Consider the following 23,882-nt stretch of genomic DNA (forward strand, 5'->3'; position numbering starts at 1 on the left):
CCTTTTTTATGCCCCTCGGTCGGCGCTGGCGAAGGGGGAGAAGTCGGTAGCGGTGTCGTAGATGTCGATCCCCTCCCGGCGTTTCAGCGCGCCGACGACGAGATAGGTCACCGGCGTCAGCAGCGCTTCCCATGCGGTCTTGATCAGCCATTGCGACAGCACGACCTGCCACAGCAGTTCGACAGGCCATCCCGCCAGGCCCCAGAATGCGAGCGGATAGAAGATCAGGCTGTCGAGGCCCTGCCCGACCACTGTCGAGCCGATCGTCCGTGCCCACAGCGCTTTCCCGGCCGTCCACACCTTCATCTTGGCGAGCACGAAGCTGTTCGCGAACTCACCGGCCCAGAACGCCACCATCGATGCGATCACGATGCGCCACGAGTTGCCGAACACGAATTCGTAAGCGTCCTGTCCGGGCCATCCGGCGGCTGGCGGCAGCGCAACGACGACCCATGCCATCAGCGCCATGAAGGCGAGCGCTGCAAATCCCGTCCAGATCACGCGCCGGGCTCGGGCATAGCCGTAGACCTCCGTCAGCACGTCGCCGATGATGTAGCTGATCGGGAAGAACAGCACGCCCGCACCGAACGACCACTCTGCCCCGCCCGGCAGTGTCACGTATGAGGGCTTGGACGCTCCGATGATGTTCGACAGCAGCAGGATTGCGACGAACGCCGCCATGACCAGATCGTAGTAACGAAAGGCCGGCCGCGGGCCTCGCCCGGTTTCGATGCGCTGCGGTGTCTCGTCCATGGCGCTGCCTATCGCGATTTGCGCCTCCGGAAAAGCGCGCTATGGCGCATGGCGTGCGCGCCCGTAGCTCATCTGGATAGAGCGCGAGACTTCTAATCTTGAGGCAGCAGGTTCGAGTCCTGCCGGGCGCGCCACCTCTTCCTCAAAGCTCTCAATTTCGGGTCCTCACGTTCGTGATCTCGTCGGCACCGACGGTCGGTCCGAGGGGCCGATCGGCGGGTATGAAATCAGGGGAAGCCAAACGGATGCCGGTCGTGTATGGAGCCCCCGTCGCCCGTGAGCGGCTGGCCGGCGAAGCGGCCGTATTTTTTCCATGACCGAGGCCGAAGGAACCGCTTGCCGCGGCCACTCCTGCGCTCCGCCGTCCCCTATGGCGGCCCTCGTCCGTTAGTGAGCATCATGACTTTTTCCACTCTCCCGCCAATGCTTGGCGAAGCACTCGCCGAGCGCGGCTATGCCGCGCTGACCGCCGTCCAGACGGCCGTTCTCGCACCCGAGGCCGCTGGACGCGACCTCATCGTCTCGGCCCAGACCGGCTCGGGCAAGACCGTCGCCTTCGGTCTTGCCATGGCCCGCGACCTGCTCGACGACTTCGGGGCGTCGACTCAGTCGCCTCTCTCGCTCGTGATCGCGCCGACGCGCGAACTGGCTCTGCAGGTCAGTCGCGAGCTGGCCTGGCTCTACGCCAAGGCCGGCGCTCGCATCGCGACCTGCGTTGGCGGCATGGACGCTTCGAAGGAGCGGCGCGCGCTGCGGGCCAGCCCGCATGTCGTCGTCGGAACGCCTGGCCGACTGCGCGACCACCTCGAGCGAGGTGCGCTCGACCTGTCGGGCCTCAAGGAAGTGGTGCTCGACGAAGCGGACGAGATGCTCGACATGGGCTTCCGCGAGGATCTCGAGGAAATCCTCGATGCGACTCCGGCGGAGCGGCGCACGCTGCTGTTCTCGGCGACGATGCCGAAATCGATCGTTGCGCTGGCCGAACGCTATCAGCGAGACGCTCTGCGGATATCGACCGCGGGCGACGATCGCGGCCATGGCGATATCGCGTTCCAGGTGGTCACGGTTTCCCCCGCGGAAGTCGAGGCGGCGGCGGTCAATCTGCTGCGTTTCCACGAGGCGGAGACGGCCATTCTCTTCTGCGCCACCCGCGATAATGTCCGCCGGCTTCACGCCACGCTGCAGGAGCGGGGCTTCGCCGTCGTCGCACTGTCGGGTGAGCACTCGCAGTCGGAGCGCAACCAGGCGCTCCAGGCCCTGCGCGACCGCCGCGCGCGCGTCTGCGTCGCGACCGACGTGGCGGCGCGCGGGATCGATCTGCCGAACCTCAGTCTCGTCGTCCATGTCGACCTTCCGCGCGACGCGGAGACGCTCCAGCACCGCTCGGGCCGGACCGGCCGCGCGGGGAAGAAGGGCACCGCGGTGCTGATCGTGCCGTTTCCGCGGCGCAGGCGCGTGGAATCGATGCTGCGCGGCGCCAGGATCAAGGCCGACTGGATCGATGCTCCGACCCCGGATGCGATCCGCACGCGGGACCGCGAGCGTCTGCTCGCGGAGCTCCTGCAGCCGGCCGAGTTCGACGGCGAGGATCGCGCGCTGGCCCAGCGCCTGCTTGCCGAACGCTCGCCGGAGGATATCGCAGCCGCTCTGGTGCGCGCGCATCGCGCCGCGATGCCGCAGCCGGAGGAGATGCTGGAGAACACACCCGAGGCGCGCCGTGCCGCGCAGCAGGACCGGCATCGCCCCGGTTTCGAGGACACCGTCTGGTTCCGCATGGATATCGGGCGCCGGCAGAACGCCGACCCGCGCTGGATCCTGCCGTTGCTATGCCGCCGCGGCCACATCACCCGCAACGAGGTGGGGGCGATTCGCATCGGCGCCAACGAAACCCATTTCCAGATACCGCGCGCCATTGCCGAGAAGTTCGGTGCCGCGCTCCAACGCACGGCACGGGACGAGAGCGAGGATGAGGTCGTGCGGATCGAGCCTTCGGAAGGCCCGCGTCAGGCTGCTCATGCCAACCGGGGCGTCAAGCCCAACAAGTTTTCGCACAAGGTCGGCCGGAAGTCAGGGCCGGGCGCTCCGAAAGGGCGACCGGGCGCGAAGCACAAGCCTCGTGGACGTAAGGAGCGGAACCGATGACGATGCCACCCGGCGCACTCGCTAGCCGCGGCTGAGACCCCGCAGGCGTTCGCGGGTGATGGGGTAGCCGGCATCGTCGGGAATGCAGATCCAGCCTTCGCCGTCGTGCTCCTCGAAGAAAGGGACGATCGTGCGCGGAGGATGGGCGGCGCAGTCGCTCAGGGCGGCGTCGAAGTCGTCGAATTGTGCCAGGCGTTCCAGGTTGCGGCGGGTCGGGAAGATCACGCTGATCTCGCCGCGATCGGCAGCGTCGAGGGCGTCGCGTGCGGTGATCCAGAACAGGCGCGTGTTCTCCGTCGCGTCGACCGCGATGTCGACGGCGCCGGTGCCGAGGCCCGTGAGATAGAAGCGCGTGTCGAATACGCGCGGCAGGCGCTCGTTCTTGGGGAACCAGCGGGCGAAGGGGACGATCGCCTCGAGATCGAGCGACCAGTCCATCGCCTCGAGCACGGGCGCCAGGGCGTCCTTCTCGTGGAGCATCCGGCGCGCTTCGGCCGCGCGCTCCGCGTCGATCTTGCCCACGACTCCGACCGCGAGTCCGGTTTCCTCCAATGTCTCGCGGATCGCGGTGATGCGGTGGGCGGCTTCGTCCGCATTCTTAATTCCCTTCAGGCGCCTGGCGAGATCTCGATCCGCCTGGTCGACCCTGCCGCCCGGAAACACCGCCGCGCCGCCCGCGAAAGCCATCGATCTCGCGCGGGTGACCATCAGCAGTTCAGGTGGGCCGCCCCGAGGACCATGGCGGAAGATTACGAGAGTGGCGGCAGGGATGCCGTCTGCGGGCGTATCGCTCATCGCCATGATTGTGGGACCACCTCGGCGAGATGCCAAGCGTGAATTAAATGTCGGGATTTCTGACACTCGCCCCGCAGGGTTAATGCCTTTTCACCTTTGCCTGCCGCGCATTCGCGCGATTCCGGCGAACTGGCACGGGGGATGCATCGCAGGCCGCACCCACAATGGTCTTCGAACGAGGCGGCGCCACCCCCCAGTCTCCGGCGCCGTCTCCCCGCAAGCGAAAGGGCCCGCCCGAGAAATCGGACGGGCCCTTTCTGCATCCGCCAGGCGGAACGTCAGGCCTTGGCGACCTGCTTTTCGGTGAGAAGTTCCTGAAGTTCGCCGGCTTCGAACATCTCCATCATGATGTCGCTGCCGCCGACGAATTCGCCCTTCACGTAGAGCTGCGGAATGGTCGGCCAGTCGGAGAAGGCCTTGATCCCCTGCCGGACCTCCATGTCCTGCAGCACGTCCACGCTCTCGTAAGAGACGCCGCAGTGCTCGAGGATCGCCACCGCACGGCTGGAAAAGCCGCACTGCGGGAACAGCGGCGTGCCTTTCATGAAGAGGACCACATCGTTCTCGCCGACGATGCCGGAAATGCGTTCATTGGTATCGGACATTGGAAAAACTTCCGCTCAGGTAATTCAAGTCGTGGGAGTCAGGTGGGCGCTTGCGTGGTCAGTTGCAAGGCGTGGAGCACGCCGCCCATCTTCCCGCCGAGGGCCTCGTAGACCATCTTGTGCTGCTGCACCCGGCTCTTTCCGGCGAAGGCGGGAGAGACGACGTGCGCCGCATAGTGATCCCCGTCGCCGGCGAGATCGCGGATCTCGACTTCGGCGTCGGGCAGGGCGGACTTGATCATCCCTTCGATTTCGGCGGCGCTCATCGGCATGGCTGGTTCCTCAATGCGCCGATCAGCTCTCGCTCATCAACTGGCGCTTGGCCTCGACGGCTTTCTCGTCGAGCTTGGTGCGAATGTCGGCTTCGCTGACGTCGCATTCGGCGGCGGTGAGGTCGCCGAGCAGCTTACGGATCACGTCCTCATCGCCCGCTTCCTCGAAATCGGCCTGGACGACCGCCTTCTTGTAAGCATCGGCTTCCTCGGCGGTGAGGCCCATCAGGCCCGCGGCCCATTCGCCCAGCAGGCGGTTGCGCCGTGCCGCAACGCGGAACGCGGTTTCCCCGTCCATCGCAAACTTGGCTTCTTCCGCGCGCTCGCGATCCTTGAAATCGGTCATGGAGTCCTCTCGGGTTGGTTCGGTCGCCGAAATAGGCCGCCGCCGCCGCCCGGGCAAGCGCGCAGTGACCGGGCCGGTCCCGGCCCTCAGTCCATCGTCACCACGAGCTTGCCGACCGCCTGCCTGTTCTCCAGCTTGGCGATCGCCTCCCCGCCGCGTTCGAGCGGGAACGTCTCGGAGATCAGCGGGTCGATCCGGCCGGTCTTCAGCAGGTCGAACAGCTCGTCCACCTGAGCGCGGAACCGCTCGGGCTCGCGCGCGGTGAAGGCTCCCCAGAACACACCGCAGATGTCGCACGACTTCAGCAGCGTGAGGTTGAGCGGCATCTTCGCGATGCCCGCCGGGAAGCCGACCACCAGGAAGCGTCCCTCCCACGCGATCGCGCGCAGGGCCGGCTCCGAATACTGACCGCCGACGACGTCGTAGACGATGTTCGCGCCCTCGGGACCGCAGGCGGCCTTGAACGCGTTCGCCAGTTCCTTGCTGGCCGCCTTGTCCATCTCGCCCTTGGGATAGACGACCACCTCGTCCGCCCCGGCCTTGCGGGCGACTTCGCCCTTCTCCTCGCTGGAGACGGCGGCGATCACCCGCGCGCCGTAGGCCTTGCCGAGCTCGACCGCCGAGAGCCCGACCCCGCCCGCCGCGCCGAGCACGAGCAGCACGTCGCCTTCCTTGATGTGGCCGCGATCCTTGAGGCCGTGGATCGTCGTGCCGTAGGTCATCATCAGCGAGGCGGCCTTTTCGAACGGCACGCCTTCGGGCACTGCGAACATGCGCGCGGCCGGCACGCAGACTTTCTCCGCCAGGCCGCCGTTGCCGATGCCGGCAAGAACGCGGTCGCCGACCTGCCAGCCCTCGACGCCTTCGCCGACCGCCTCGATCACGCCGGCGATCTCGCCGCCGGGCGCGTAGGGCCGCTCAGGCTTGAACTGGTAGAGGTCGCGGATCATCAGCGTGTCGGGGAAGTTGATCGCGCAGGCCTTCACGTCGACCAGCACCTGCCCCTTGGCCGGCTGCGGCACCTCCACTTCATCGAGCGTGAGTGTGTCGGGTCCGCCGACGGCGTGGGTGCGCAGGGCTTTCATGCAGCTCTCTCCATAGGTTTTGCCAGCCAGGGCAGTTCCTGCGCCTGGCGCTTCTCGTAATCTGCGATTGCCGTGTCACGGGTAAGCGTGAGCCCGACTTCGTCGAGGCCTTCCAGCAGGCAGTGCTTGCGAAACGGATCGATCTCGAAAGTGAAGCGATCCTGGAAGCGCGTGGTGACGGTCTGGTTCTCGAGATCGATCGAGACCGGGTGCTCGCGCGCGACTTCGAGCAGGCGGTCGACCTGATCCTGCGGCAGGGCCACGGTCAGGATGCCGTTCTTGAACGCGTTGCCGCTGAAGATGTCCGAGAAACTGGGCGCGATCACCGCGCGGATGCCGAGGTCGAGGATCGCCCAGGCCGCATGCTCGCGGCTCGAGCCGCAGCCGAAGTTGTCCCCCGCGATCAGGATCGGCGCACCCGCGAATTCCGGATCGTCGAATACGTTGCCGGGCTGTGCGCGCACGGTCTCGAACGCGCCGCGGCCGAGGCCTTCGCGCGTCACCGTCTTGAGCCAGTGGGCGGGAATGATCACGTCGGTGTCGACGTTCTTGGCGCCGAACGGGATCGCGCGGCCTTCGACGGTCGAGACCGGCTCCATCAATCGGTCTCGGGCTTTTCGCCCGAGGGGATCGGTCCGGGCTGGGTCGGCTTGTTCTTGGGCTTGCGCTTGGAAGCGTAAAGCAGTGCGGCCGCGATAGCCGCCGATCCGATCGCCGCGCCCGCCAGCGCCGCCTTCCCGCCGAGCGATGTGGGGAGTTTCTTGGTCATGCCGCTCTCATGCGAGGCCTGCGGATTCTTGGCAAGGGGTCAGGCGAGGAAATCGGCTAGGCGCGCCCAAAGGCGCTCTTTCTCCGCCAGCGGCATGGCGGCGTAGGCGGGGGAGGAGGAGGGCAGGTCGATCAGCGCCAGATCGCTGCCGGCGAGCTGTGGCCGGCCGATCGCGGCGCTCTTGCGGCCGTTGAAGGCGACGGCGCGCAGATCGGGCAGCGTGGCGACGAGCTCGCCAAGCGGCGCGTGCTCCGCCTCGCGGATAGCCGCGTCGCCGCTGCCGGTGCGCTCGGCCGACGCCACCGTGTCCCACAGCGCGATCCGGTGCGTCATAAGGGTTTCGAGCCGATCGTCATAGTCGAGCCCCACCAGATCCACGCCGATCGCGCGGCCGACGAGGTGCCAGAACCGGTTCTGCGGATGCGCGTAATACCGCCGCGCGGCGAGCGAGGCTTCGCCCGGCAGGCTGCCGAGGATCAGCACCCGCGCATCGGGCGCGGCGACCGCGGCGAAGGCGGACTTGCGCACGGTCAGTGGGCGGCCTTCGGAAACGCGGGCAGCTTGGCGACGTCGGCCGGTTCGTGCTGGATGATCACCTTCGCGCCCAGGTTCTTCGCCATCTTCTTGAAGCGGTCGAACGACGCGAGCGTATCGGCCCGGCCGGTGTTGTAGGTGGGCACTCCTTCACGTTCGTAATTCGCAGTGAAATGCGCAAGGTCGCCGGTGAGGAGCACCGGTCCGCTCTCCGGCAGACGGACGAGCAGCGAATGATGCCCCGGCGTGTGACCTGGTGTGGCGAGGATTTTCACGCTGCGGTCGCCGAACACGTCCTTGTCGCCGGCGAATGCCTCGACCTTCGCCTTGCCCGACACCCAGGCGGGAAAGTGCGCGGGATTGGCGTTGCCGAGCGGCGGATCGTGCGTGATCGCCTGCCAGTCCTCCTTGCCGATCAGCAGGGTCGCCTGCGGGAAATCCTTCGCCTGGCCGGTGTGGTCGTAGTGGTAATGGCTGATGCCGACGAACTCGATGTCCGCGGGGGCGATGCCGAGCTGCGCCAACTGGTCGACCAGAGTGCGGTCGAGAAAGAAGCCTCCGTCGGGATCTCCGCTGGTGGCCGGGTCGATGCCCGTGTCCCAGATCATCAGCCGCTCGCCGTGCCGGATGAGATAGCACGATCCGACGATGGCCTTCTTCATACCGTCCGCGCCGCCGGTGTCGTCGAACGAGTCGAGCGGCCAGGGTTCGGTCGCGCGCCCGCAGTCGAGACGGGTGAGGCTTACGTCGGGCGCGGGTTCGGCAGCAGTTGCGATGATTGAGGTGCAGGCGAGTGCGACGGCCAGAATGCGTTTCATCGGCTTGTTTCTCCCTGCCCCTGGTTGTGGCGTGCAGGGCGCTGGGGTCAAGCGTCAGAAGGCCTTGCCGTCGCCGATGTGACCGGTGCCCGTCTCGATGAACTCGTCATCCTCGTCGAATACGCAGCGGCCGTCCTGATAGCTCACCGCGACGCCGTCCAGCTCGTCCTGCACGAACAGGCGCGTGTTGACGCCGATACGGTCCAGCGGGTGCGCGCCGCTGGCGGTATAGTGCGTGGTCGCGCCGCAGCGCGGGCAGAAATGGAGCACGAGCCAGGGGTCGTCGAGGTCCTCGCGCGAATAGCCTGCGACGTCGCCGTCGACCTTCACCTCGGCCGGATCGAAATAGCCCCATGCCGCGCCCGAACTGCGGCACAGGCGGCAATTGCAGATGCCGATCCCGTCCGGCGTGCCGGGTATTTCGATCCGCACGCGGCGGCAGAGGCAGTGCCCGATCACGTCAGCTCGCGCACGTCCGTCAGGCGGCCGGTTACCGCGGCGGCGGCGGCCATGGCGGGGCTCATCAGGTGGGTGCGGGCACCGGGGCCCTGCCGGCCGACGAAGTTGCGGTTGCTGGTCGAGGCGCAGCGCTCGCCCGCCGGGACCTTGTCCGGGTTCATCGCGAGGCAGGCTGAGCAGCCCGGCTCGCGCCATTCGAAGCCGGCGTCGGTGAAGACCGTGTCCAGCCCCTCGGCCTCGGCCTGGTGCTTTACCAGCCCCGATCCCGGGACGACGATCGCCCACCGCACGCCCTCGGCCTTGTGCCGGCCGCGCAGGACCGCGGCGGCGGCGCGCAAGTCCTCGATCCGGCTGTTGGTGCAGCTGCCGATGAAGACGTTCTCGATCGCCACGTCGGCGAGGCGCTGGCCGGGCTCGAGGCCCATATAGGCCAGGCTCTTGCGCGCGGCTTCCTGCTTGGAGGGGGCGGCAAAGCTTTCCGGGGCGGGGATGGTGCCGCCGATCGGGGCCACATCCTCCGGGCTGGTGCCCCAGGTGACGGTCGGCGCGACTTCGCGGGCGTCGATCACCACCGATTTGTCGAACACGGCGCCCTCGTCGGTCCGCAGCGTGCGCCACCAGGCGACGGCGCGGTCCCACTCCTCGCCCTTGGGGGCATAGGGGCGGCCTTTCAGGTATTCGAAGGTGACATCGTCCGGCGCGATCAGGCCGGCGCGAGCGCCGCCCTCGATGCTCATGTTGCAGACGGTGAGGCGGCCTTCGACGCTCATCTGCTCGAACACGCGGCCGCGGTATTCGATCACGTGGCCGGTGCCGCCGGCGGTGCCGATCACGCCGATCACGTGCAGGATCAGGTCCTTGGGGGTGATCCCGGGGCCGAGATCGCCCTCGACGCGGACCTCCATCGTCTTCGAGCGCGTGAGCAGCAGGGTCTGCGTGGCGAGCACGTGCTCAACCTCGCTGGTGCCGATGCCGAAGGCGAGCGCGCCGATCCCGCCGTGCGCGGCGGTGTGGCTGTCGCCGCAGACGATCGTCGCGCCGGGGAGGGAGAAGCCCTGCTCGGGCCCGACGACGTGGACGATGCCCTGCTCAGGTGCGGTCGCGCCGATGTAACGGATGCCGAAATCGGGCGCGTTGCGCTCGAGTGCGGCGAGCTGGGCGGCGCTCTGCGGGTCGGCGATCGGGATCGCGTTGCCGGCCGCGTCGAGCCGCGCCGTGGTCGGCAGGTTGTGGTCGGGCACGGCGAGCGTGAGGTCCGGGCGGCGGACGGTGCGGCCGGTGGTGCGCAGCGCCTCGAATGCCTGCGGGCTGGTGACTTCGTGGACCAGGTGGCGGTCGATGAAGATCAGGCTGGTGCCGTCGTCGCGGGTCTCGACGACGTGCGCGTCCCAGATCTTTTCATAGAGCGTGCGGGGGGCGTTGGGCATGATTGCCGGGCTATGCCCGCATCTGGCGCCCGACAAGATGGGAAAACTTGAGCGCGCTCAAGGATCGCCGTGGCGCGCGCGGCGTTTTACCCTGAGATTTGCAATGCAATTGCAACGGAAATCTGATAGCTTACACCCATGTCAGCAAGGTCATTCGCATTTCCGATCAAGGTCCAGCCCGCCGATATCGATTTCATGGGGCACGTGAACAACGCGCGCTATCTCGGCTGGGTGCAGGACGCGGTGCTCGCGCACTGGCGCAAGCTCGCCCCGTCGGACGAGGTGGCGAGCAAGGCCTGGGTCGCGCTCAAGCACGAGATCACCTACCGCAAGCCCGCCTTCCTCGAGGACGACGTGATCGCGCGCACCGTGCTGGAAAGCATCAAGGGCGCGCGGGCGTTCTACTCCACCGTGATCCACCGCGGGGAGGAAGTGCTGGCCGAAGTGAAATCGAGCTGGTGCTGCATCGACGCCGAGACCCTGCGCCCGGCGCGGATCGGCGAGGACATCTCGCGGTTCTTCTTTCCCAAGGACGACTAGGATATAACCGCGCTCGTCATGAGCGTGATCGTGCCTGCCCTGATCGTCCCAACCCTGATCGTCCTCGCGACCGTGGTCGCGATGGAGGGGGTCGCCTGGGCGAGCCACAAGTACGTCATGCACGGGTTCGGCTGGGCCTGGCACCGCGATCATCACGAGCCGCACGGCAAGGTGCTGGAGAAGAACGACCGCTTTGCCCTCGTTGGCGCGGCGCTGAGCATCGCGATGTTCGCGCTCGGCAGCCCGATGGTCATGGGCAAGGGCGCGTGGTGGCCGGGCACGTGGATCGGGCTGGGCGTGCTGATCTACGGCGTGATCTACACGCTGGTGCACGACGGGCTGGTCCACCAGCGCTATTTCCGGTGGGTGCCGAAGCGCGGCTATGCCCGGCGGCTGGTCCAGGCGCACAAGCTCCACCACGCGACCGTCGGCAAGGAGGGCGGGGTCAGCTTCGGCTTCGTCTTCGCCCGCGATCCGGTCAGGCTGAAGGCGGAGCTGAAACGCCAGCGCGAGGCTGGGCGGGCGGCGCTGCGCGAGAGCGCCCGGGCCTGAGCCTCAGTCCAGCCGCACGCCGAGGCTGACGCCAGCGCCGATGTCCGTCGGACCATTCACCCCCGCGGAACCGTATACGCCGAGCGACAGCCCGCTCCCCAGCGCGGTGTTGACCCCGCCGAAGACCCGCTGCTGATCGTCCACCAGTCCGCTGGCGTTCTCCTCGTAGCTGTAGCCCAAGTGAGCCGAGGCCGACCTGCCGAGGCGAACCGCGGCGCCGGCATGGCCGGCAAGCGTGTCCTCCAGATCGTATTCGGCCGGATCGCCGACTTTGGTATAGCTCATCCCCGCGAACGGCGTCACCGCTCCGACCGTCTTGGAAAGATCGGCGCCGACCCGGTAATCGGTCTTGCCGGTGCCGAGGCCCTTCTCGGTCGAGGCGGTCGGAAGCTTCATCCCGCCGTTCAGCGAGGCGTTCAGGCCGCGGATCGGAAGCTGGTAGGCCGCATCGACCCGCACGTCGCCGATCCCCTCGCGCGTGCTGACTTCGGGCGGTCCGGCCGGGTCGGCGAGGATGGGGAGGCCGAGCGGACCGCTTGGCACCACCACGTCTCCCGGCGCCTTGACGCGCATGTAGGGGACCTGCGCGGTAACGCGCACGCGCCCGGCCGTCACTTGTGCGGCGATGGGAATCGAGAACTTCTCGACCTTGCGCCCGTCGTTCAGCTCGATCTCCTGGAATTCCGCGCCGGTGAAGAATTCCACCGCGGTGTTGCCCCCTTCGGAACTGGCCTCGGGTTTCACCTCCTCGCGCTGCTGTGCGGGGAGCGGCGCGGCGAGGAGGAGCAAGGGGAGGGGCAGCAGGCAAGCGCGAAGGTTAGGCAAGATCATCGTCTCCGATCGGCAGAACAGGTTCCGATCGGACAACGGATGGCGGCCGCGGTTTAATCCGCCCGGGTGCGCCGCGCCGCCGCTTTATTCGTTGCGGGTGGCGATCCAGCCGCCCGCGATGACGAGGACCGCGATCGAGATCCAGTACCAGGGATGGCCGAGCGTGTACCAGGTGAACACCGCGCCGACCGTCATCGCGCCGATCGCCATCGTCTTCGCCCGGCGGGATATCGCGCGCCGTTCGCGCCAGTCGCGCACTTGTGGGCCCCAGTGCGGATGGTCGAGGATGCGCTGCTCCCACTCGGGATTGCTGCGCGCGAAGCAATAGACCGCCAGCAGCAGGAACGGCACCGTGGGCATGATCGGCAGGAACGCGCCGACCGCCCCGAGCCCGACCGCGAGGACGCCGCCCGCCAGGAAGAGGCGGCGCATGTCAGCCGGCCGCGATCCGCGCGGCGTGATCCTTCACCAGCGCGATCATGTTGGGCACGCCCTGCGTGCGGTTCGAGCTGAGCTGGTTCTTGAGATCGAACGGCGCGAGCGCCGCCGTGACGTCCATTGCGGCGACTTCGTCTGCCGGCTTGTCCTGCACCGCGGCAATCACCAGCGCGACGATCCCCTTGGTGATCGCGGCATTGCTGTCGGCGAGGAAGTGCAGGCGTCCCGCATCGCTTGTGGGGTAGACCCAGACCGCGGCGGAGCAGCCGCGCACCAGCGTGGCGTCGGTCTTGAGCGCGTCGGGCATGGGGTCGAGTTCGCGGCCCAGCTCGATCAGCAGGCGATAGCGTTCGTCCCCTTCGAGGAACTCGTATTCTTCGCGGATGTCGTCGAGGGTGCGCATGACGGGGCAGTTAGGGGGGCGAGGGCGAAAACGAAAGCCCTGGCAGCGGAGCGTTGTTGGGGGAGGGGAGTGGACTCCCGTTTTCTCCGTCATCCCAGCGAAAGCTGGGATCGCTGGCCGCAAGGCGAAGCATACTGAGAGCGACCCCAGCTTTCGCTGGGGTGACGGCGATTTTACCTCAGCTTCGCTGACTTCGTTCGATGGCCTACAGGTCCACTCCGCTGGCGATCGCTTCGAGCCTGCGGATGCGTTCTTTCAGATCGGCAATCTCGATCCGTGCGCCGCCCATTTGCGCACCACCCTCGATCTCGCGCACGGGCCGCGCCCCGACCCGGTCGAGCTCGCGCTCCTTGAGAGTCAGCCAGCCCTGCCAGCCGCGCAGGGCGGCGAGCGCAACGATGCCGATGGCGACGAGCGCTGCGGCGGCGAGGATGATCTGTTCGCTCATGTGCAATGCTCCTTTCCCTGCGTGCCCGATCGCTCGGCCGCTCTACTTGTCTCTCAGTCGTTCGATCTCGTCGGCGATCGCCTTCGCCTCGCGCCCGTCCACGGTGATCTGTTCGAGCACCTTGATCCGTTCGCGCAGTTCCTCGATCTCGCGCCGGGCTTCGGGGTCCGGCGGCGAGGCGGCAATTGCGTCGCCGTCCGCGCTTCTGCGCCGCTTCCACCGGCGCTGGTCGCGGCGCGAGGTGACGATTTGCACGAATCCCCAGATGGCCACGATCACGACCATTGCCGTCCAGAAGCTCATTGCACCTTGTCCTTGTCTTGACGCAGCCGGTCGATCTCGTGGGTCAGGTGATAGCCGCTGTCGGTAACGATCTTCTCGACGCTGCTCATGCGGTCCTTTAGCGATCCGATCTCGGCCCGCAGTTCGGCGTTTTCCTGGGTGAGGAGCCTGATGCGCTCGGCCGCCTGACCGTCGGTGCTGGGCTTGAGCGACTGGCCCCACATTCCTTCGAGCGGATAACCGTTCTTGATCTTCATCCGCGTGGTGTGGACGGAGGCGAGAATGCCTGCCGCGCCGAGGATGAAGGCGGCAAGGATGATCCACCCGAGGTAGGGGAGAATGTCGGCGAATTCCATCAGAAGCGCTCCTCGCGCTGGACATTGAGCGGAACGCCCGCGTCGTCGGGTCTGGGCCGTTCGCGCAGCGCCTCGATCTCCTCGCGGAGCGAGTAGCCGCGATCGGTAACGATCTTTTCGAGCACGATCATGCGGTCCTGCATCGCGTCGAGCTTGTCGTGCAGCGCGCGGTTCTCTTCGCGAAGGCGCTTGGTTTCGGCGCTGTCCGTTGGCTCGGTCATGCCGCCCCATTCGTTCTCGAGCGAGTAGCCGTGCTTGGCTCGTATCCAGTTGTTGATCAGCCAGCCGCCGGTACTGACGGCGATGATCGCGATGACGAATGCGGGGCCGCCCCAGTCCATCACACGCGCTCCTTGCGAGCGGTGTCGAGCGGAACGCCGGCGCCTTCGCCTTCCACCCGGCGCTGGTCGCGCAGGGCCTCGATCTGGGTTGCGATGTCGTAGCCGCGATCGGTGATGATCCGTTCGAGGACACGCACGCGATCTTCCAGGTCGGTGATGTGGCTTGCGTATTGCGCGGCTTTCTCCGCGGTGGCTTCGGCGGTGGACTTGACATTCATTTCCGCCAGCTTCTGCTGATGTCTGGTCCAGATGGCGACGATCGGGATCATCAGTGCGACGATCGGGATCATTACGCCGATGGTTGCGGGGTCCATCGTGCTTCTCCCTGAAATGCTCTCAGCGCAGCCGCTCGATCTCGGCGGTCAGGCGTGGGTTGCTCGAAACGTAGTAAGTCTCGACTTCGGCCAGGCGGCGGTCGATGTCGCGCATCCGGGCGCGGATCTCGCGCGCGGTGCGCTTCGGGCTCTGCCGTACGCGTTGCCAGTATTGCTGTTCCTCCCGGTCGACGTAGAGGTGCGGCGGCTTCTTGTTCAGCAGCAGGCCGGCGATGAAGTAGAACGGTATGGTGCCGCCGCCGGCCACGAAGGTCAGCCCGATGAACCCGAGCCGGATCCAGAGCGCGTTGACCCCGGTATAGTCGGCGATCCCGGCGCAGACGCCCATCAGCTTGGCGTTGTGCTTGTCGCGGTAAAGCGTGGTGCGCGGGCTGTTCACTGGTGGGCTCCCTTCTTCTCGGCGAGCATACGGTCGAGCTCGCGCAGCTTTTCGTTGTCGATCTCGCGGTCGTGCATCAGCCGCGCGGGCTTGAAGTCCGGGTGGTCGGAAGCCACCAGCCGCTCGACCGTGTCCATCCGCTCGTCGAGCCGCTTGGCGAGGCTGTAGAGCTCTTCGAGCAGGGCCTCGTCGTCGGTGGTGATCGTGGCAGAGGTTTTCCACTTCGTGACGTAGTGGAAAATGATCCACGGAAGCGCGATGAAGATCGCGACGATTGCCAGTACTCCTTCCATGGATCAGTCCCCCTTGTTTGCGGCGTCGCCCTTGCCGAGCGCCCGCTTCATCGCTTCCAGTTCCTCATCGACCCGGTCCGAGTCCTCGAGCGAGGCGATTTCGTCGGCCAGCGAGAGCTGGCCGCTGCCGTCGGACAGCGAGAGTGCGTCGGCGCGCCCTTCGGCGTAATCGACGCGGCGTTCGAGTTGGTCGAAGCGCGCCAGCGCCTCGTCGGTACGCTCGGTACTCATCAGCGTGCGCAGCTTGACCCGGTTCTCGGCGCTTTCGAGGCGTGCGGCGATCGCGGTCTGGCGGCTGCGGGCCTCGCGCAGGCGCTGCTGCAGCTTGGCGATGTCCTGCTCGTAGGCGCGCAGCGCGTCGTCGAGCACCGCGATTTCCTGCTTGAGCTGCTCGCCCATGTCGGCGGCCTTCTTCTTCTCAACCAGCGCGGCGCGGGCGAGGTCCTCGCGATCCTTGCTGAGCGCAAGCTGGGCCTTCTCGCCCCAGTCGGCCTGGAGCCGGTCGAGCTTGACCGTATGGCGATGCATCTCCTTCTGGTCGGCAATGGTGCGCGCGGCGCTCGCGCGGACCTCGACCAGCGTCTCCTCCATCTCGAGGATGATCATGCGGATCATCTTGGCCGGGTCGTCGGCCTTGTCGAGCATGTCGTTGAAGTTCGCGGCGATGATGTCGCGGGTACGGCTGAAAATTCCCATCAGGGGCACTCCGTTGAAATTGAACTCGCTCGACCAGCCGCCGCCGGCCCGCGCATGCGACTTGCCCTGCGTCGGCCTTCCCTGTGTCGGGGTGGGGCTGGTGCGCAGGCGCTCGACTTCCTCGTCGAGTCGCGAGGGGCGGCGATGGGCCGGAGCGCCGTCGGCGCGTTTTCCTGCGCCGCGGGACTGGGGGGGCTCGCGCTCCGGCCCAAGGGGGTCGAGATCGGTCGGCTTGGTCACGCCAGCTCGACCTGTTGGCAGGCGACCGTCGCGGCCATGGCCGGGGTGGCATGCATCTGGCCGCTCAGCGCCACGAACAGGGCCATCGCGGCGACGCTGGCGATGGCGGCCTGTCCCAGCTTGGTCTGAAAGAAGCGGCGGTCGTACATGGTGTGGGTCCTCCCGGAACTCGATTACGCCCTCCTTTGAGCAAGGGGTGTGCCAAAACATAAAAAATGCCAGATTTCAGCTGCTTGCTAAGTGCTGCTGAACCTCGTGTTGGTTTGTGTTGCCAACTATCGGCGAATTTCACTATAGATTGGCCATGGATCGTGAAAACCAGTTCATCGGCCAATCGAGCGCCTTTCTCGACGCGGTGGAGCGCGCGAGCCGCGCAGCTCCGATGCGCCGCCCCGTGCTGGTGATCGGGGAGCGGGGGACCGGCAAGGAACTGATCGCCGAGCGCCTCCACCGCCTCTCGACCCGCTGGGACGAGCCGCTCGTGATCATGAACTGCGCCGCGCTGCCCGAAACACTGATCGAGGCGGAGCTGTTCGGCCACGAGGCCGGAGCGTTCACCGGTGCTACCAGAGCGCGCGCGGGAAGGTTCGAGGAAGCCGACAAAGGGACGCTTTTCCTCGATGAACTGGGCACGCTGTCGATGGCGGCGCAGGAGCGGCTGCTGCGCGCGGTCGAATACGGCGAGGTGACGCGCATCGGATCGAGCCGCCCGATCCGGGTCGACGTGCGGATCGTCGCCGCGACCAATGACGATCTGCCGGCGCTTGCCGAACGCGGGCAGTTCCGCGCCGACCTGCTCGACCGGCTGAGCTTCGAAGTCATCACGCTGCCGCCGCTGCGCGTGCGCGAGGGCGACGTCGAGGTGCTCGCCGAGCACTTCGGCCGCCGCATGGCCGCGGAACTGCACTGGGAAGGCTGGCCCGGCTTCGCCGACCACGTCGCCCGCCAGCTCGAGGAGCATTCCTGGCCCGGCAACGTGCGCGAGCTGCGCAACGTGGTCGAGCGGGCGGTCTATCGCTGGGACAGCTGGCGCGATCCGATCGGTCACGTGCAGTTCGATCCGTTCGATTCGCCGTGGAAGCCGTACGAGCCCGCCACCCGCCGGGCCGAGCGCGGGGCCGGGCAAGGCACCTCCGGCTCGCCTGCCGCGCCCACGCAGGATCTCGATGCGATCGACGACCTGCGCGCCGAGGTCGAGGCGCACGAACGGCGGATCGTCGAACATGCGCTGGGCAGGCACCGCTGGAACCAGCGCCAGACGGCGAGGGCGCTCGGCCTGACCTACGATCAGCTGCGCCATTGCATCAGGAAGCATGGCCTAGCCGAGCGGAACGACGCGGATTAAGCGGGCCCGGGCCCGGCGGCGCTTAGCCCGGTCGGCTGACGTTCTCGATCGTCAGCAACCGTTCCTCGCCGCTGCGGTCCGGCCAGCTTATCGACTGCCCCACGCGCAGGCCGATCAGCCCGGCGCCGACGGGGGCGAGAATCGAAAGCCGTCCTTCGGCGATATCCGCATCCTTCGGGTAGACGAGCGTGACCGTTCGCCGTTCGCCCGTCTTCTCGACGACGAACTCGACCGTCGATCCCATGGTCACCACGTCGCCGGGCACCTCTTCGGCGGGCAGGGTCTCGGCCCGATCGATCTCCTCCAGCAGCATGCGGCTGACGTTGGGATGGCGGGTGCGGATGCCGAAGGCGAGATCGGCGAGCGCATCGGCTTCGCTTTCGACGAGAGTGATGGGAGGCCGCTGCGCTGCCTGCTGGACGTTCATGGATCGAATCTTTCGAGGAAGGTGCGAAAAAACGCGCGTTGGCGCGTCAGAAGGCGGACTGCTCGCCCCGGGAACGGGGCGTGCGCGCACCGGACCCGGGGCTAGATGCCCGCGAGAAGCTGTCCCCCGTGATGTCGAAAGTACGCCCTCGTCATCGCGCGAAGCTGTCACCTTGGCGGTCCGGTGTCAAATGGAAGCGGCGCCCGGCCGGAGCGGTGAGTCGAATGCAGTTGCAAATGGTGCGGGCCGAGTCTATCTGCCCATCAATCCCGACATTGTCGCGACACTGGAGGGGCTGGCGCCGCAAGGGGCCGGCCAAGGCGCCGTTGAGCAACCTGCCTGTCGCATCCGTCGTGTAGACATGGAGACCGAATGGCCGATCTGGCGCGCCTGACCGAGATTATCGAGCCCGAAGCGAAAGCGCTCGGCTTCGATCTCGTGCGCGTGAAGATGATCGCCTCGGAAGCCGGAGACGGCGGGCAGGCGCTGCAGGTCATGGCAGAGGATCCGGCCACCGGGCAACTCGTGCTCGACCAGTGCGCCGCGCTCTCTCGCCGCATCTCCGACCGGATCGATGAGCTCGAGGAACAGGGCACGGTGCTGGTCGAAGGCGCCTACCACCTCGAAGTCAGCTCCCCCGGGATCGACCGGCCGCTCACCCGGCCCAAGGATTTCGAGAACTGGGTGGGGCACGAGGCCAAGTTCGCGCTTGCCGAGAAGATCGACGGGCTGCGCAACCTGCGCGGGCCGCTCGGCGGTTTCGAGGACGGCAAGGCCGTGATCGAAGACCGCAAGGCGGGACGCATCGCGGTGCCGCTCGATGCAATCCATTCGGCGAAGCTCGTCCTGACCGACGAGCTTATCGCCGCGACCAGACCGCTCGACGCTGCCGGAGCTGACGAAGTGATTGGCGGTGCCGAAGAAATCGACGAAGTCACAGAAGAGAAGGCTGACGACTGATGGCCAGTGCAATTTCCGCCAACAAGGCCGAGCTGCTCGCGATTGCGAATGCAGTCGCCTCCGAGAAGATGATCGACAAGGCGATCGTCATCGAGGCGATGGAAGAGGCGATCCAGAAGAGCGCACGCAACCGCTACGGCGCCGAGAACGACATTCGCGCCAAGCTCGACCCGCAGACCGGCGACTTGCGCCTGTGGCGCGTGGTCGAAGTGGTCGAGGAGGTCGAGGACTACTTCAAGCAGATCGATCTCGAGGCGGCGAAGAAGCTCGACGCCGAGGCGAAGCTGGGTGACTTCATCGTCGATCCGCTGCCGCCGGTCGACCTCGGCCGCATCGACGCGCAGAGCGCCAAGCAGGTGATCTTCCAGAAGGTCCGCGACGCGGAGCGCGAGCGCCAGTACGAGGAATTCAAGGACCGCGCGGGCGAAGTGATCACCGGCGTGATCAAGTCGGTCGAATTCGGCCACGTGATCGTCAACCTCGGCCGCGCCGAGGGTGTCATCCGCCGCGACCAGCAGATCCCGCGCGAGGCCGCCCGCGTCGGCGAGCGCGTGCGCGCGCTGATCACCAAGGTGGAGCGCAACAACCGCGGGCAGCAGATCTTCCTCAGCCGCGCGCATCCCGAGTTCATGAAGAAGCTGTTCGCGCAGGAAGTGCCCGAGATCTACGACGGCATCATCGAGATCAAGGCCGCTGCCCGCGATCCCGGCAGCCGTGCCAAGATCGGCGTGATCAGCCGCGACAGCTCGATCGACCCGGTCGGCGCCTGCGTCGGCATGAAGGGCAGCCGCGTCCAGGCCGTGGTGCAGGAACTGCAGGGCGAGAAGATCGACATCATTCCCTGGAGTGAGGACACGGCGACGTTCGTGGTCAACGCGCTCCAGCCCGCCACGGTCAGCCGCGTCGTGCTCGACGAGGACGAGGGGCGGATCGAAGTCGTCGTGCCCGACGACCAGCTCAGCCTCGCAATCGGCCGCCGCGGCCAGAACGTGCGCCTCGCCAGCCAGCTCACCGGTCATCAGATCGACATCATGACCGAGGAAGAGGCGAGCGAGAAGCGGCAGAAGGAATTCGCCGAACGCTCCAAGATGTTCGAGGAAGAGCTCGACGTCGACGAGACGCTGTCGCAGCTTCTCGTCGCCGAAGGCTTCGCCGAGCTCGACGAAGTGGCCTATGTTGAGCTCGACGAGCTGGCCTCGATCGAAGGCTTCGACGAGGAGCTCGCCGAAGAGCTGCAGAGCCGCGCGCTCGAAGCGATCGAGCGGCACGAGGAAGCGGCGCGCACCGAGCGCCGCGAACTCGGCGTCGACGATGCCCTGGCCGAAATCCCGCACCTGACCGAGCAGATGCTGGTCACGCTGGGCAAAGCCGGCATCAAGACGCTCGACGACCTGGCCGACCTCGCCACCGACGAGCTGATCGCCAAGAAGCGCGAAGCCCCACGCCGCCGCAACAACGCCGATGGTCCGCCGACCCGGCGCCCCGCGGCCCGCGAGCAGGACAAGGGCGGCGTGCTTGGCGAATACGGCCTGAGCGAAGAGCAGGGCAACGAGATCATCATGGCCGCGCGTGCGCACTGGTTTGAAGATGAGGAACCGGCTCCGGCGCCCGCCGCCGAGGAAGCCGTCACCGAGGAGGCCGCCGATGCGGACTCCGAACAATGAGCGCCTGACGTCCGACATCGCTGACGCCGCCGGCGCGGGGAAATCCGCGCCAGAGCGGCGATGCATCCTCTCCGGGGAGCATGGCGCGCGTGACGCGTTGATCCGGCTGGCGATCTCGCCTGACGGTCTGGTGCTGCCCGATCCGCTCGCCAAGGCTCCCGGCCGGGGCGCCTGGATCGGCGTCACCCGCGGCGTACTGGAAGAGGCAATGGCGAAAGGCCGGCTGCGCGGAGCGCTGTCACGCGCGTTCAAGGGCGCGCCGCTGACGGTGCCGGAGGACTTGCCGCAGAAGGTCGACGATGCGCTGGTGCGCGTGCTGCTCGACCGGCTGGGACTCGAAATGCGCGCCGGAAAGCTTATCTTGGGGTCCGACCGGATCGCCGAGCACGCGCGCAGCGGGCGCGTGGCTCTGCTGCTTCACGCCGCCGATGCAAGCGAGGACGGGACGAGGAAGCTCGACCAGGCCTGGCGTGTCGGGCGCGAGGCCGAAGGGACCGGCGAGAGGGGCATCCGCTTGCCACTGGACCGGGCGGCGCTGTCTGTGGCATTGGGCCGCGACAATGTCGTCCACTTGGCGCTGGCCGGTGATGCTGCGGCCGAGCGGATCCGAGCGATCCTCGCGCGCCTGCTGCATTTCAGGGGCCTTGCGGCTGCCGACGATGACGGTGAACCGGCCTCCGGTTCGCCGCGATCCCCGGTCCCGACCGGGGACAAGCTGATTGATTTGAAGGATTGACGAGTTTTATGAGCGATAGTGACAACCAGCGCCCCCGCAAACCGCTCGGCCTGAAAAGGTCGGTGGACGCGGGCGAGGTCAAGCAGACCTTCAGCCACGGCCGCACCAACAAGGTTGCGGTCGAGGTGAAGCGCCGCCGCAAGCTCGTCAAGCCGGGCGAAGCGGCGCCGCCTCCCCCCCCTCCGCCGCCACCGCCTCCGCCGCCGCCGGCGCCGGAGCCAGTCGCGAAGAAGCCCGCGCCGAAGAAGGCGCCTGCGGGCGAGACCCCGCAGGAACGCGTCGCGCGCCTTCAGCGCGAGGCCGAGGAAGAGCGTCTGCGCCTCGCCGAAGAGGCGCGCCGCCGCGAGGAGGAAGCTGCCCGCCAGGCCGCCGAGGACGAGAAGCGCCGGGCCGAGGAGAACCGCAAGGCCGCCGAAGAGGCGGAGAAGCGCGCTGCCGAGGAGGCCGCCGCTCCGGAACCGGAAGAGGCAGAACCGGCCGCTGAAGTTGCGGTCGAGACCAAGGCCAAGACTGCACCCACGGCAGGCGCGGCGGCCCCTGCGCCGCGTCGCTTTACGCCCGTGGCGCGGCCGGAGCCGAAGAAGCCCGAAAAGAAGAAGAAGGAAGAGAAGCGCGGCGGCGGCGCCGCTGAGCGGACGGACAAGCGCCGTTCGGGCAAGCTGACCGTCACCAAGGCGCTCAACGAAGACGAGGGGCGCCGTGCGCGTTCGCTCGCCGCGCTCAAGCGTGCGCGCGAGAAGGAACGTCGCCTCCACGGCGGGCCGTCCAAACCGCGTGAGAAGCAGGTGCGCGACGTCGTCGTGCCCGAGGCGATTACCGTCCAGGAACTTGCCAACCGCATGGCGGAGAAGGGCGCCGACCTGGTGAAGGCGCTATTCAACATGGGCATGATGGTCACCGTCAATCAGACGATCGACCAGGACACGGCCGAACTGCTGGTCGAGGAATTTGGCCACAACATCAAGCGTGTCAGCGAGAGCGACGTCGACATCGACACCACGGTGGACGTCGATCCCGAAGAAGCGCTCAAGCCGCGTCCGCCGGTGGTCACGATCATGGGCCACGTCGATCACGGCAAGACCTCGCTGCTCGACGCGCTGCGTGGCACGAACGTGGTGAAGGGCGAGGCCGGCGGCATCACGCAGCACATCGGCAGCTATCAGGTAAAGACCAAGAGCGGCGACAGGATCACCTTCCTCGATACGCCGGGTCACGCCGCGTTCACCGAAATGCGCGCGCGCGGTGCGAACGTGACCGATATCGTCGTGCTCGTGGTCGCCGCAGACGATGGGATCATGCCGCAGACCATCGAGGCCATCAACCATACCAAGGCCGCTGGCGTGCCGATGATCGTCGCGATCAACAAGGTCGACAAGGAAGACGCCAATCCCCAGCGGATCCGCGAGCGCCTTCTCGAACACGAGGTGATCGTGGAGGAGATGTCGGGTGATGTGCAGGATGTCGAAATCTCGGCCCTGAAGAGAACCGGTCTCGACGACCTCCTCGAGAAGATCGCGCTTCAGGCGGAGCTGCTGGAGCTCAAGGCGAACCCCGACCGCGCGGCTGAGGCGACGGTGATCGAGGCGCAGCTCGACAAGGGCCGCGGCCCGGTCGCGACAGTGCTCGTTACGCGCGGAACGCTCAAGCGTGGCGACACTTTCGTCGTCGGCACCGAGAGCGGGCGCGTGCGGGCGCTGGTGGACGACCAGGGCAAGCAGATCAAGGAAGCCGGTCCCTCGATGCCGGTCGAGGTCCTCGGCCTCGGCGGCGTGCCCATGGCGGGCGACCAGCTGACCGTGGTCGAGAACGAGCAGCGTGCCCGCGAGGTCGCCCAATACCGTCAGGAGAAGGCGACCGCCAAGCGCACCGCGCTGGCGCCGACAAACTTCGACACGATGTTCAGCAATCTCCAGTCGAACGTCATCGAATTCCCGGTGGTGGTGAAGGCGGACGTGCAGGGCAGTGTGGAGGCAATCAACTCGGCGCTGCACAACCTCTCGAACGATCTCATCAAGGTCCGCGTGCTTCACGCGGGCGTGGGCGCGATCACCGAAAGCGACGTGCAACTCGCGGCCGCCTCGAAGGCGCCGATCCTCGGCTTCAACGTGCGTCCGAATGCCAAGGCGCGCCAGCTCGTCGAGCGCGAGAAAGTGCGGATGATGTACTACGACGTCATCTATCACCTGACCGAGGAGATCGCGAAGGAGATGGCGGGCGAGCTCGGACCCGAGCGGATCGAGCATGTGGTCGGCCGTGCCGAGGTCAAGCAGGTGTTCCCCGCGGGCAAGAAGGACAAGGCCGCCGGCCTCCTCGTGCTCGAAGGCGTCATCCGCAAGGGCCTCCACGCGCGCCTCACGCGCGAGGACGTCATCGTCTCGGCCACTACGATCGCCTCGCTGCGGCGCTTCAAGGACGACGTGGACGAAGTCCGCGCCGGTCTGGAATGCGGCGTGGTGCTCAGCGACACGAACGACATCAAGCCGGGCGACCACCTCGAGGTGTTCGAAGTTGAGGAGCGCGAGCGGACGCTTTAAGGAAGGACCGTTGTGGCCCTGATCCGGTCGGCGGAGGTGGCTGATTTTTATCGGCCATTTGGCGAGTTCGATTCTCG

General features: G+C 67.1%; 33 protein-coding genes and 1 tRNA gene. 9 read left to right on the top strand and 25 right to left on the bottom strand.

Annotated features, from left to right (window positions below):
* Positions 1–6 precede the first annotated feature (6 nt).
* On the bottom strand, positions 7–753 hold the full coding sequence (locus ETX26_RS01490) for a queuosine precursor transporter (RefSeq protein ID WP_129522947.1): 747 nt from the start codon (positions 751–753) through the stop codon (positions 7–9).
* Positions 754–810: 57 nt separating this feature from the next.
* On the opposite strand from ETX26_RS01490, the gene ETX26_RS01495 reads away from it, so the two are divergent.
* Both ETX26_RS01495 and ETX26_RS01500 read left to right on the top strand, forming a co-directional pair.
* Positions 811–887, top strand: a tRNA-Arg gene (locus tag ETX26_RS01495).
* 265 nt (positions 888–1,152) lie between these two features.
* On the top strand, positions 1,153–2,895 hold the full coding sequence (locus ETX26_RS01500; protein ID WP_129522948.1) for a DEAD/DEAH box helicase: 1,743 nt from the start codon (positions 1,153–1,155) through the stop codon (positions 2,893–2,895).
* 21 nt (positions 2,896–2,916) lie between these two features.
* Here the strand turns inward: ETX26_RS01500 and ETX26_RS01505 are convergent, their stop codons facing one another.
* From ETX26_RS01505 to leuC, 11 genes are all read right to left on the bottom strand, one after another.
* Positions 2,917–3,690, bottom strand: a complete 774-nt coding sequence (locus ETX26_RS01505; protein WP_404825251.1) for an NUDIX hydrolase — start codon at positions 3,688–3,690, stop codon at positions 2,917–2,919.
* 278 nt (positions 3,691–3,968) lie between these two features.
* Positions 3,969–4,295, bottom strand: coding sequence for a Grx4 family monothiol glutaredoxin (gene grxD, locus ETX26_RS01510; RefSeq protein WP_129522950.1), 327 nt, complete (start codon positions 4,293–4,295; stop codon positions 3,969–3,971).
* 38 nt (positions 4,296–4,333) lie between these two features.
* The gene (locus ETX26_RS01515; RefSeq protein ID WP_119514366.1) at positions 4,334–4,567 is read right to left on the bottom strand and encodes a BolA family protein; all 234 of its coding nucleotides are present in this window, start codon (positions 4,565–4,567) and stop codon (positions 4,334–4,336) included.
* A 22-nt stretch (positions 4,568–4,589) separates the two neighbouring features.
* On the bottom strand, positions 4,590–4,913 hold the full coding sequence (locus tag ETX26_RS01520; protein WP_129522951.1) for a DUF1476 domain-containing protein: 324 nt from the start codon (positions 4,911–4,913) through the stop codon (positions 4,590–4,592).
* 86 nt (positions 4,914–4,999) lie between these two features.
* Positions 5,000–5,998: an NADPH:quinone oxidoreductase family protein gene (locus ETX26_RS01525; protein ID WP_129522952.1), complete on the bottom strand. Its 999-nt coding sequence runs from the start codon at positions 5,996–5,998 to the stop codon at positions 5,000–5,002.
* A complete protein-coding gene (gene leuD / locus ETX26_RS01530; protein ID WP_129522953.1) occupies positions 5,995–6,597 on the bottom strand; it encodes a 3-isopropylmalate dehydratase small subunit in 603 nt (200 codons plus the stop codon). Before leuD ends, ETX26_RS01525 begins: the two co-directional genes overlap by 4 nt.
* Positions 6,597–6,767, bottom strand: coding sequence for an isopropylmalate isomerase (locus ETX26_RS01535; protein ID WP_129522954.1), 171 nt, complete (start codon positions 6,765–6,767; stop codon positions 6,597–6,599). The genes leuD and ETX26_RS01535 overlap by 1 nt, the downstream gene beginning before the upstream one ends.
* Before the next feature lie 39 nt (positions 6,768–6,806).
* Positions 6,807–7,295, bottom strand: a complete 489-nt coding sequence (locus tag ETX26_RS01540; protein WP_225425450.1) for a DNA-deoxyinosine glycosylase — start codon at positions 7,293–7,295, stop codon at positions 6,807–6,809.
* 2 nt (positions 7,296–7,297) lie between these two features.
* Positions 7,298–8,119, bottom strand: a complete 822-nt coding sequence (locus tag ETX26_RS01545) for an N-acyl homoserine lactonase family protein (RefSeq protein WP_129522956.1) — start codon at positions 8,117–8,119, stop codon at positions 7,298–7,300.
* Positions 8,120–8,173: 54 nt separating this feature from the next.
* Positions 8,174–8,578 (bottom strand): GFA family protein, encoded by a 405-nt coding sequence (locus ETX26_RS01550; protein WP_191984674.1) that lies wholly within the window; start codon positions 8,576–8,578, stop codon positions 8,174–8,176.
* Positions 8,575–10,005, bottom strand: coding sequence for a 3-isopropylmalate dehydratase large subunit (gene leuC, locus ETX26_RS01555; RefSeq protein WP_129522957.1), 1,431 nt, complete (start codon positions 10,003–10,005; stop codon positions 8,575–8,577). Before leuC ends, ETX26_RS01550 begins: the two co-directional genes overlap by 4 nt.
* Positions 10,006–10,143: 138 nt before the next feature.
* On the opposite strand from leuC, the gene ETX26_RS01560 reads away from it, so the two are divergent.
* Positions 10,144–10,545: an acyl-CoA thioesterase gene (locus ETX26_RS01560; protein WP_129522958.1), complete on the top strand. Its 402-nt coding sequence runs from the start codon at positions 10,144–10,146 to the stop codon at positions 10,543–10,545.
* Positions 10,546–10,563: 18 nt separating this feature from the next.
* Complete coding sequence (locus ETX26_RS01565) at positions 10,564–11,097, top strand: sterol desaturase family protein (protein ID WP_129522959.1); 534 nt, start codon at positions 10,564–10,566, stop codon at positions 11,095–11,097.
* Between the two features lie 3 nt (positions 11,098–11,100).
* On the opposite strand, the gene ETX26_RS01570 is transcribed toward ETX26_RS01565, so the two are convergent.
* The 12 genes from ETX26_RS01570 to ETX26_RS14225 form a co-directional block, all read right to left on the bottom strand.
* Positions 11,101–11,886, bottom strand: a complete 786-nt coding sequence (locus tag ETX26_RS01570) for a hypothetical protein (protein ID WP_129522960.1) — start codon at positions 11,884–11,886, stop codon at positions 11,101–11,103.
* Positions 11,887–12,012: 126 nt separating this feature from the next.
* Positions 12,013–12,360, bottom strand: coding sequence for a YbaN family protein (locus tag ETX26_RS01575; protein ID WP_129522961.1), 348 nt, complete (start codon positions 12,358–12,360; stop codon positions 12,013–12,015).
* Between the two features lies 1 nt (position 12,361).
* Positions 12,362–12,769: a SufE family protein gene (locus tag ETX26_RS01580; protein WP_129522962.1), complete on the bottom strand. Its 408-nt coding sequence runs from the start codon at positions 12,767–12,769 to the stop codon at positions 12,362–12,364.
* A gap of 205 nt (positions 12,770–12,974) precedes the next feature.
* Positions 12,975–13,217, bottom strand: a complete 243-nt coding sequence (locus ETX26_RS01585; RefSeq protein WP_129522963.1) for a hypothetical protein — start codon at positions 13,215–13,217, stop codon at positions 12,975–12,977.
* A 42-nt stretch (positions 13,218–13,259) separates the two neighbouring features.
* A complete protein-coding gene (locus ETX26_RS01590; RefSeq protein WP_129522964.1) occupies positions 13,260–13,520 on the bottom strand; it encodes a hypothetical protein in 261 nt (86 codons plus the stop codon).
* On the bottom strand, positions 13,517–13,855 hold the full coding sequence (locus tag ETX26_RS01595; RefSeq protein ID WP_129522965.1) for a hypothetical protein: 339 nt from the start codon (positions 13,853–13,855) through the stop codon (positions 13,517–13,519). Before ETX26_RS01595 ends, ETX26_RS01590 begins: the two co-directional genes overlap by 4 nt.
* Positions 13,855–14,196: a hypothetical protein gene (locus ETX26_RS01600; RefSeq protein WP_129522966.1), complete on the bottom strand. Its 342-nt coding sequence runs from the start codon at positions 14,194–14,196 to the stop codon at positions 13,855–13,857. Before ETX26_RS01600 ends, ETX26_RS01595 begins: the two co-directional genes overlap by 1 nt.
* A complete protein-coding gene (locus ETX26_RS01605) occupies positions 14,196–14,510 on the bottom strand; it encodes a hypothetical protein (protein ID WP_129522967.1) in 315 nt (104 codons plus the stop codon). Before ETX26_RS01605 ends, ETX26_RS01600 begins: the two co-directional genes overlap by 1 nt.
* Positions 14,511–14,532: 22 nt before the next feature.
* Positions 14,533–14,910 (bottom strand): envelope stress response membrane protein PspC, encoded by a 378-nt coding sequence (pspC, locus tag ETX26_RS01610; protein WP_129522968.1) that lies wholly within the window; start codon positions 14,908–14,910, stop codon positions 14,533–14,535.
* Positions 14,907–15,203, bottom strand: coding sequence for an envelope stress response membrane protein PspB (pspB, locus tag ETX26_RS01615; protein ID WP_129522969.1), 297 nt, complete (start codon positions 15,201–15,203; stop codon positions 14,907–14,909). Before pspB ends, pspC begins: the two co-directional genes overlap by 4 nt.
* Positions 15,204–15,206: 3 nt before the next feature.
* Entirely contained in the window at positions 15,207–16,139 is a 933-nt protein-coding gene (gene pspA, locus ETX26_RS01620) for a phage shock protein PspA (RefSeq protein ID WP_404825252.1), read from the bottom strand.
* Positions 16,136–16,288 carry a hypothetical protein gene (locus ETX26_RS14225; RefSeq protein ID WP_165271675.1) on the bottom strand — a complete coding sequence of 51 codons (153 nt, stop codon included), beginning with the start codon at positions 16,286–16,288 and terminating at the stop codon, positions 16,136–16,138. The genes pspA and ETX26_RS14225 overlap by 4 nt, the downstream gene beginning before the upstream one ends.
* Positions 16,289–16,443: 155 nt before the next feature.
* On the opposite strand from ETX26_RS14225, the gene pspF reads away from it, so the two are divergent.
* Positions 16,444–17,484 carry a phage shock protein operon transcriptional activator gene (gene pspF / locus ETX26_RS01625; RefSeq protein ID WP_129522970.1) on the top strand — a complete coding sequence of 347 codons (1,041 nt, stop codon included), beginning with the start codon at positions 16,444–16,446 and terminating at the stop codon, positions 17,482–17,484.
* Between the two features lie 22 nt (positions 17,485–17,506).
* Here pspF and rnk read toward each other — a convergent pair whose 3' ends face one another.
* The gene (gene rnk, locus ETX26_RS01630) at positions 17,507–17,911 is read right to left on the bottom strand and encodes a nucleoside diphosphate kinase regulator (protein ID WP_129522971.1); all 405 of its coding nucleotides are present in this window, start codon (positions 17,909–17,911) and stop codon (positions 17,507–17,509) included.
* A 372-nt stretch (positions 17,912–18,283) separates the two neighbouring features.
* Here rnk and rimP point away from each other — a divergent pair, with 372 nt between their 5' ends.
* Genes rimP through infB form a run of 4 tightly spaced genes read left to right on the top strand, consistent with a single transcriptional unit; the run spans position 18,284 to position 23,805 of the window.
* Entirely contained in the window at positions 18,284–18,871 is a 588-nt protein-coding gene (gene rimP, locus ETX26_RS01635) for a ribosome maturation protein RimP (protein ID WP_129522972.1), read from the top strand.
* The gene (nusA, locus tag ETX26_RS01640) at positions 18,871–20,535 is read left to right on the top strand and encodes a transcription termination factor NusA (RefSeq protein WP_129522973.1); all 1,665 of its coding nucleotides are present in this window, start codon (positions 18,871–18,873) and stop codon (positions 20,533–20,535) included. Before rimP ends, nusA begins: the two co-directional genes overlap by 1 nt.
* On the top strand, positions 20,516–21,271 hold the full coding sequence (locus ETX26_RS01645; RefSeq protein WP_129522974.1) for a DUF448 domain-containing protein: 756 nt from the start codon (positions 20,516–20,518) through the stop codon (positions 21,269–21,271). Before nusA ends, ETX26_RS01645 begins: the two co-directional genes overlap by 20 nt.
* Positions 21,272–21,279: 8 nt before the next feature.
* Entirely contained in the window at positions 21,280–23,805 is a 2,526-nt protein-coding gene (infB, locus tag ETX26_RS01650) for a translation initiation factor IF-2 (RefSeq protein ID WP_129522975.1), read from the top strand.
* The last annotated feature ends 77 nt before the right edge of the window (positions 23,806–23,882 follow it).

Origin of the sequence: Pelagerythrobacter rhizovicinus, from assembly GCF_004135625.1 — a bacterium.
In the GTDB taxonomy this organism is placed as follows: domain Bacteria; phylum Pseudomonadota; class Alphaproteobacteria; order Sphingomonadales; family Sphingomonadaceae; genus Pelagerythrobacter; species Pelagerythrobacter rhizovicinus.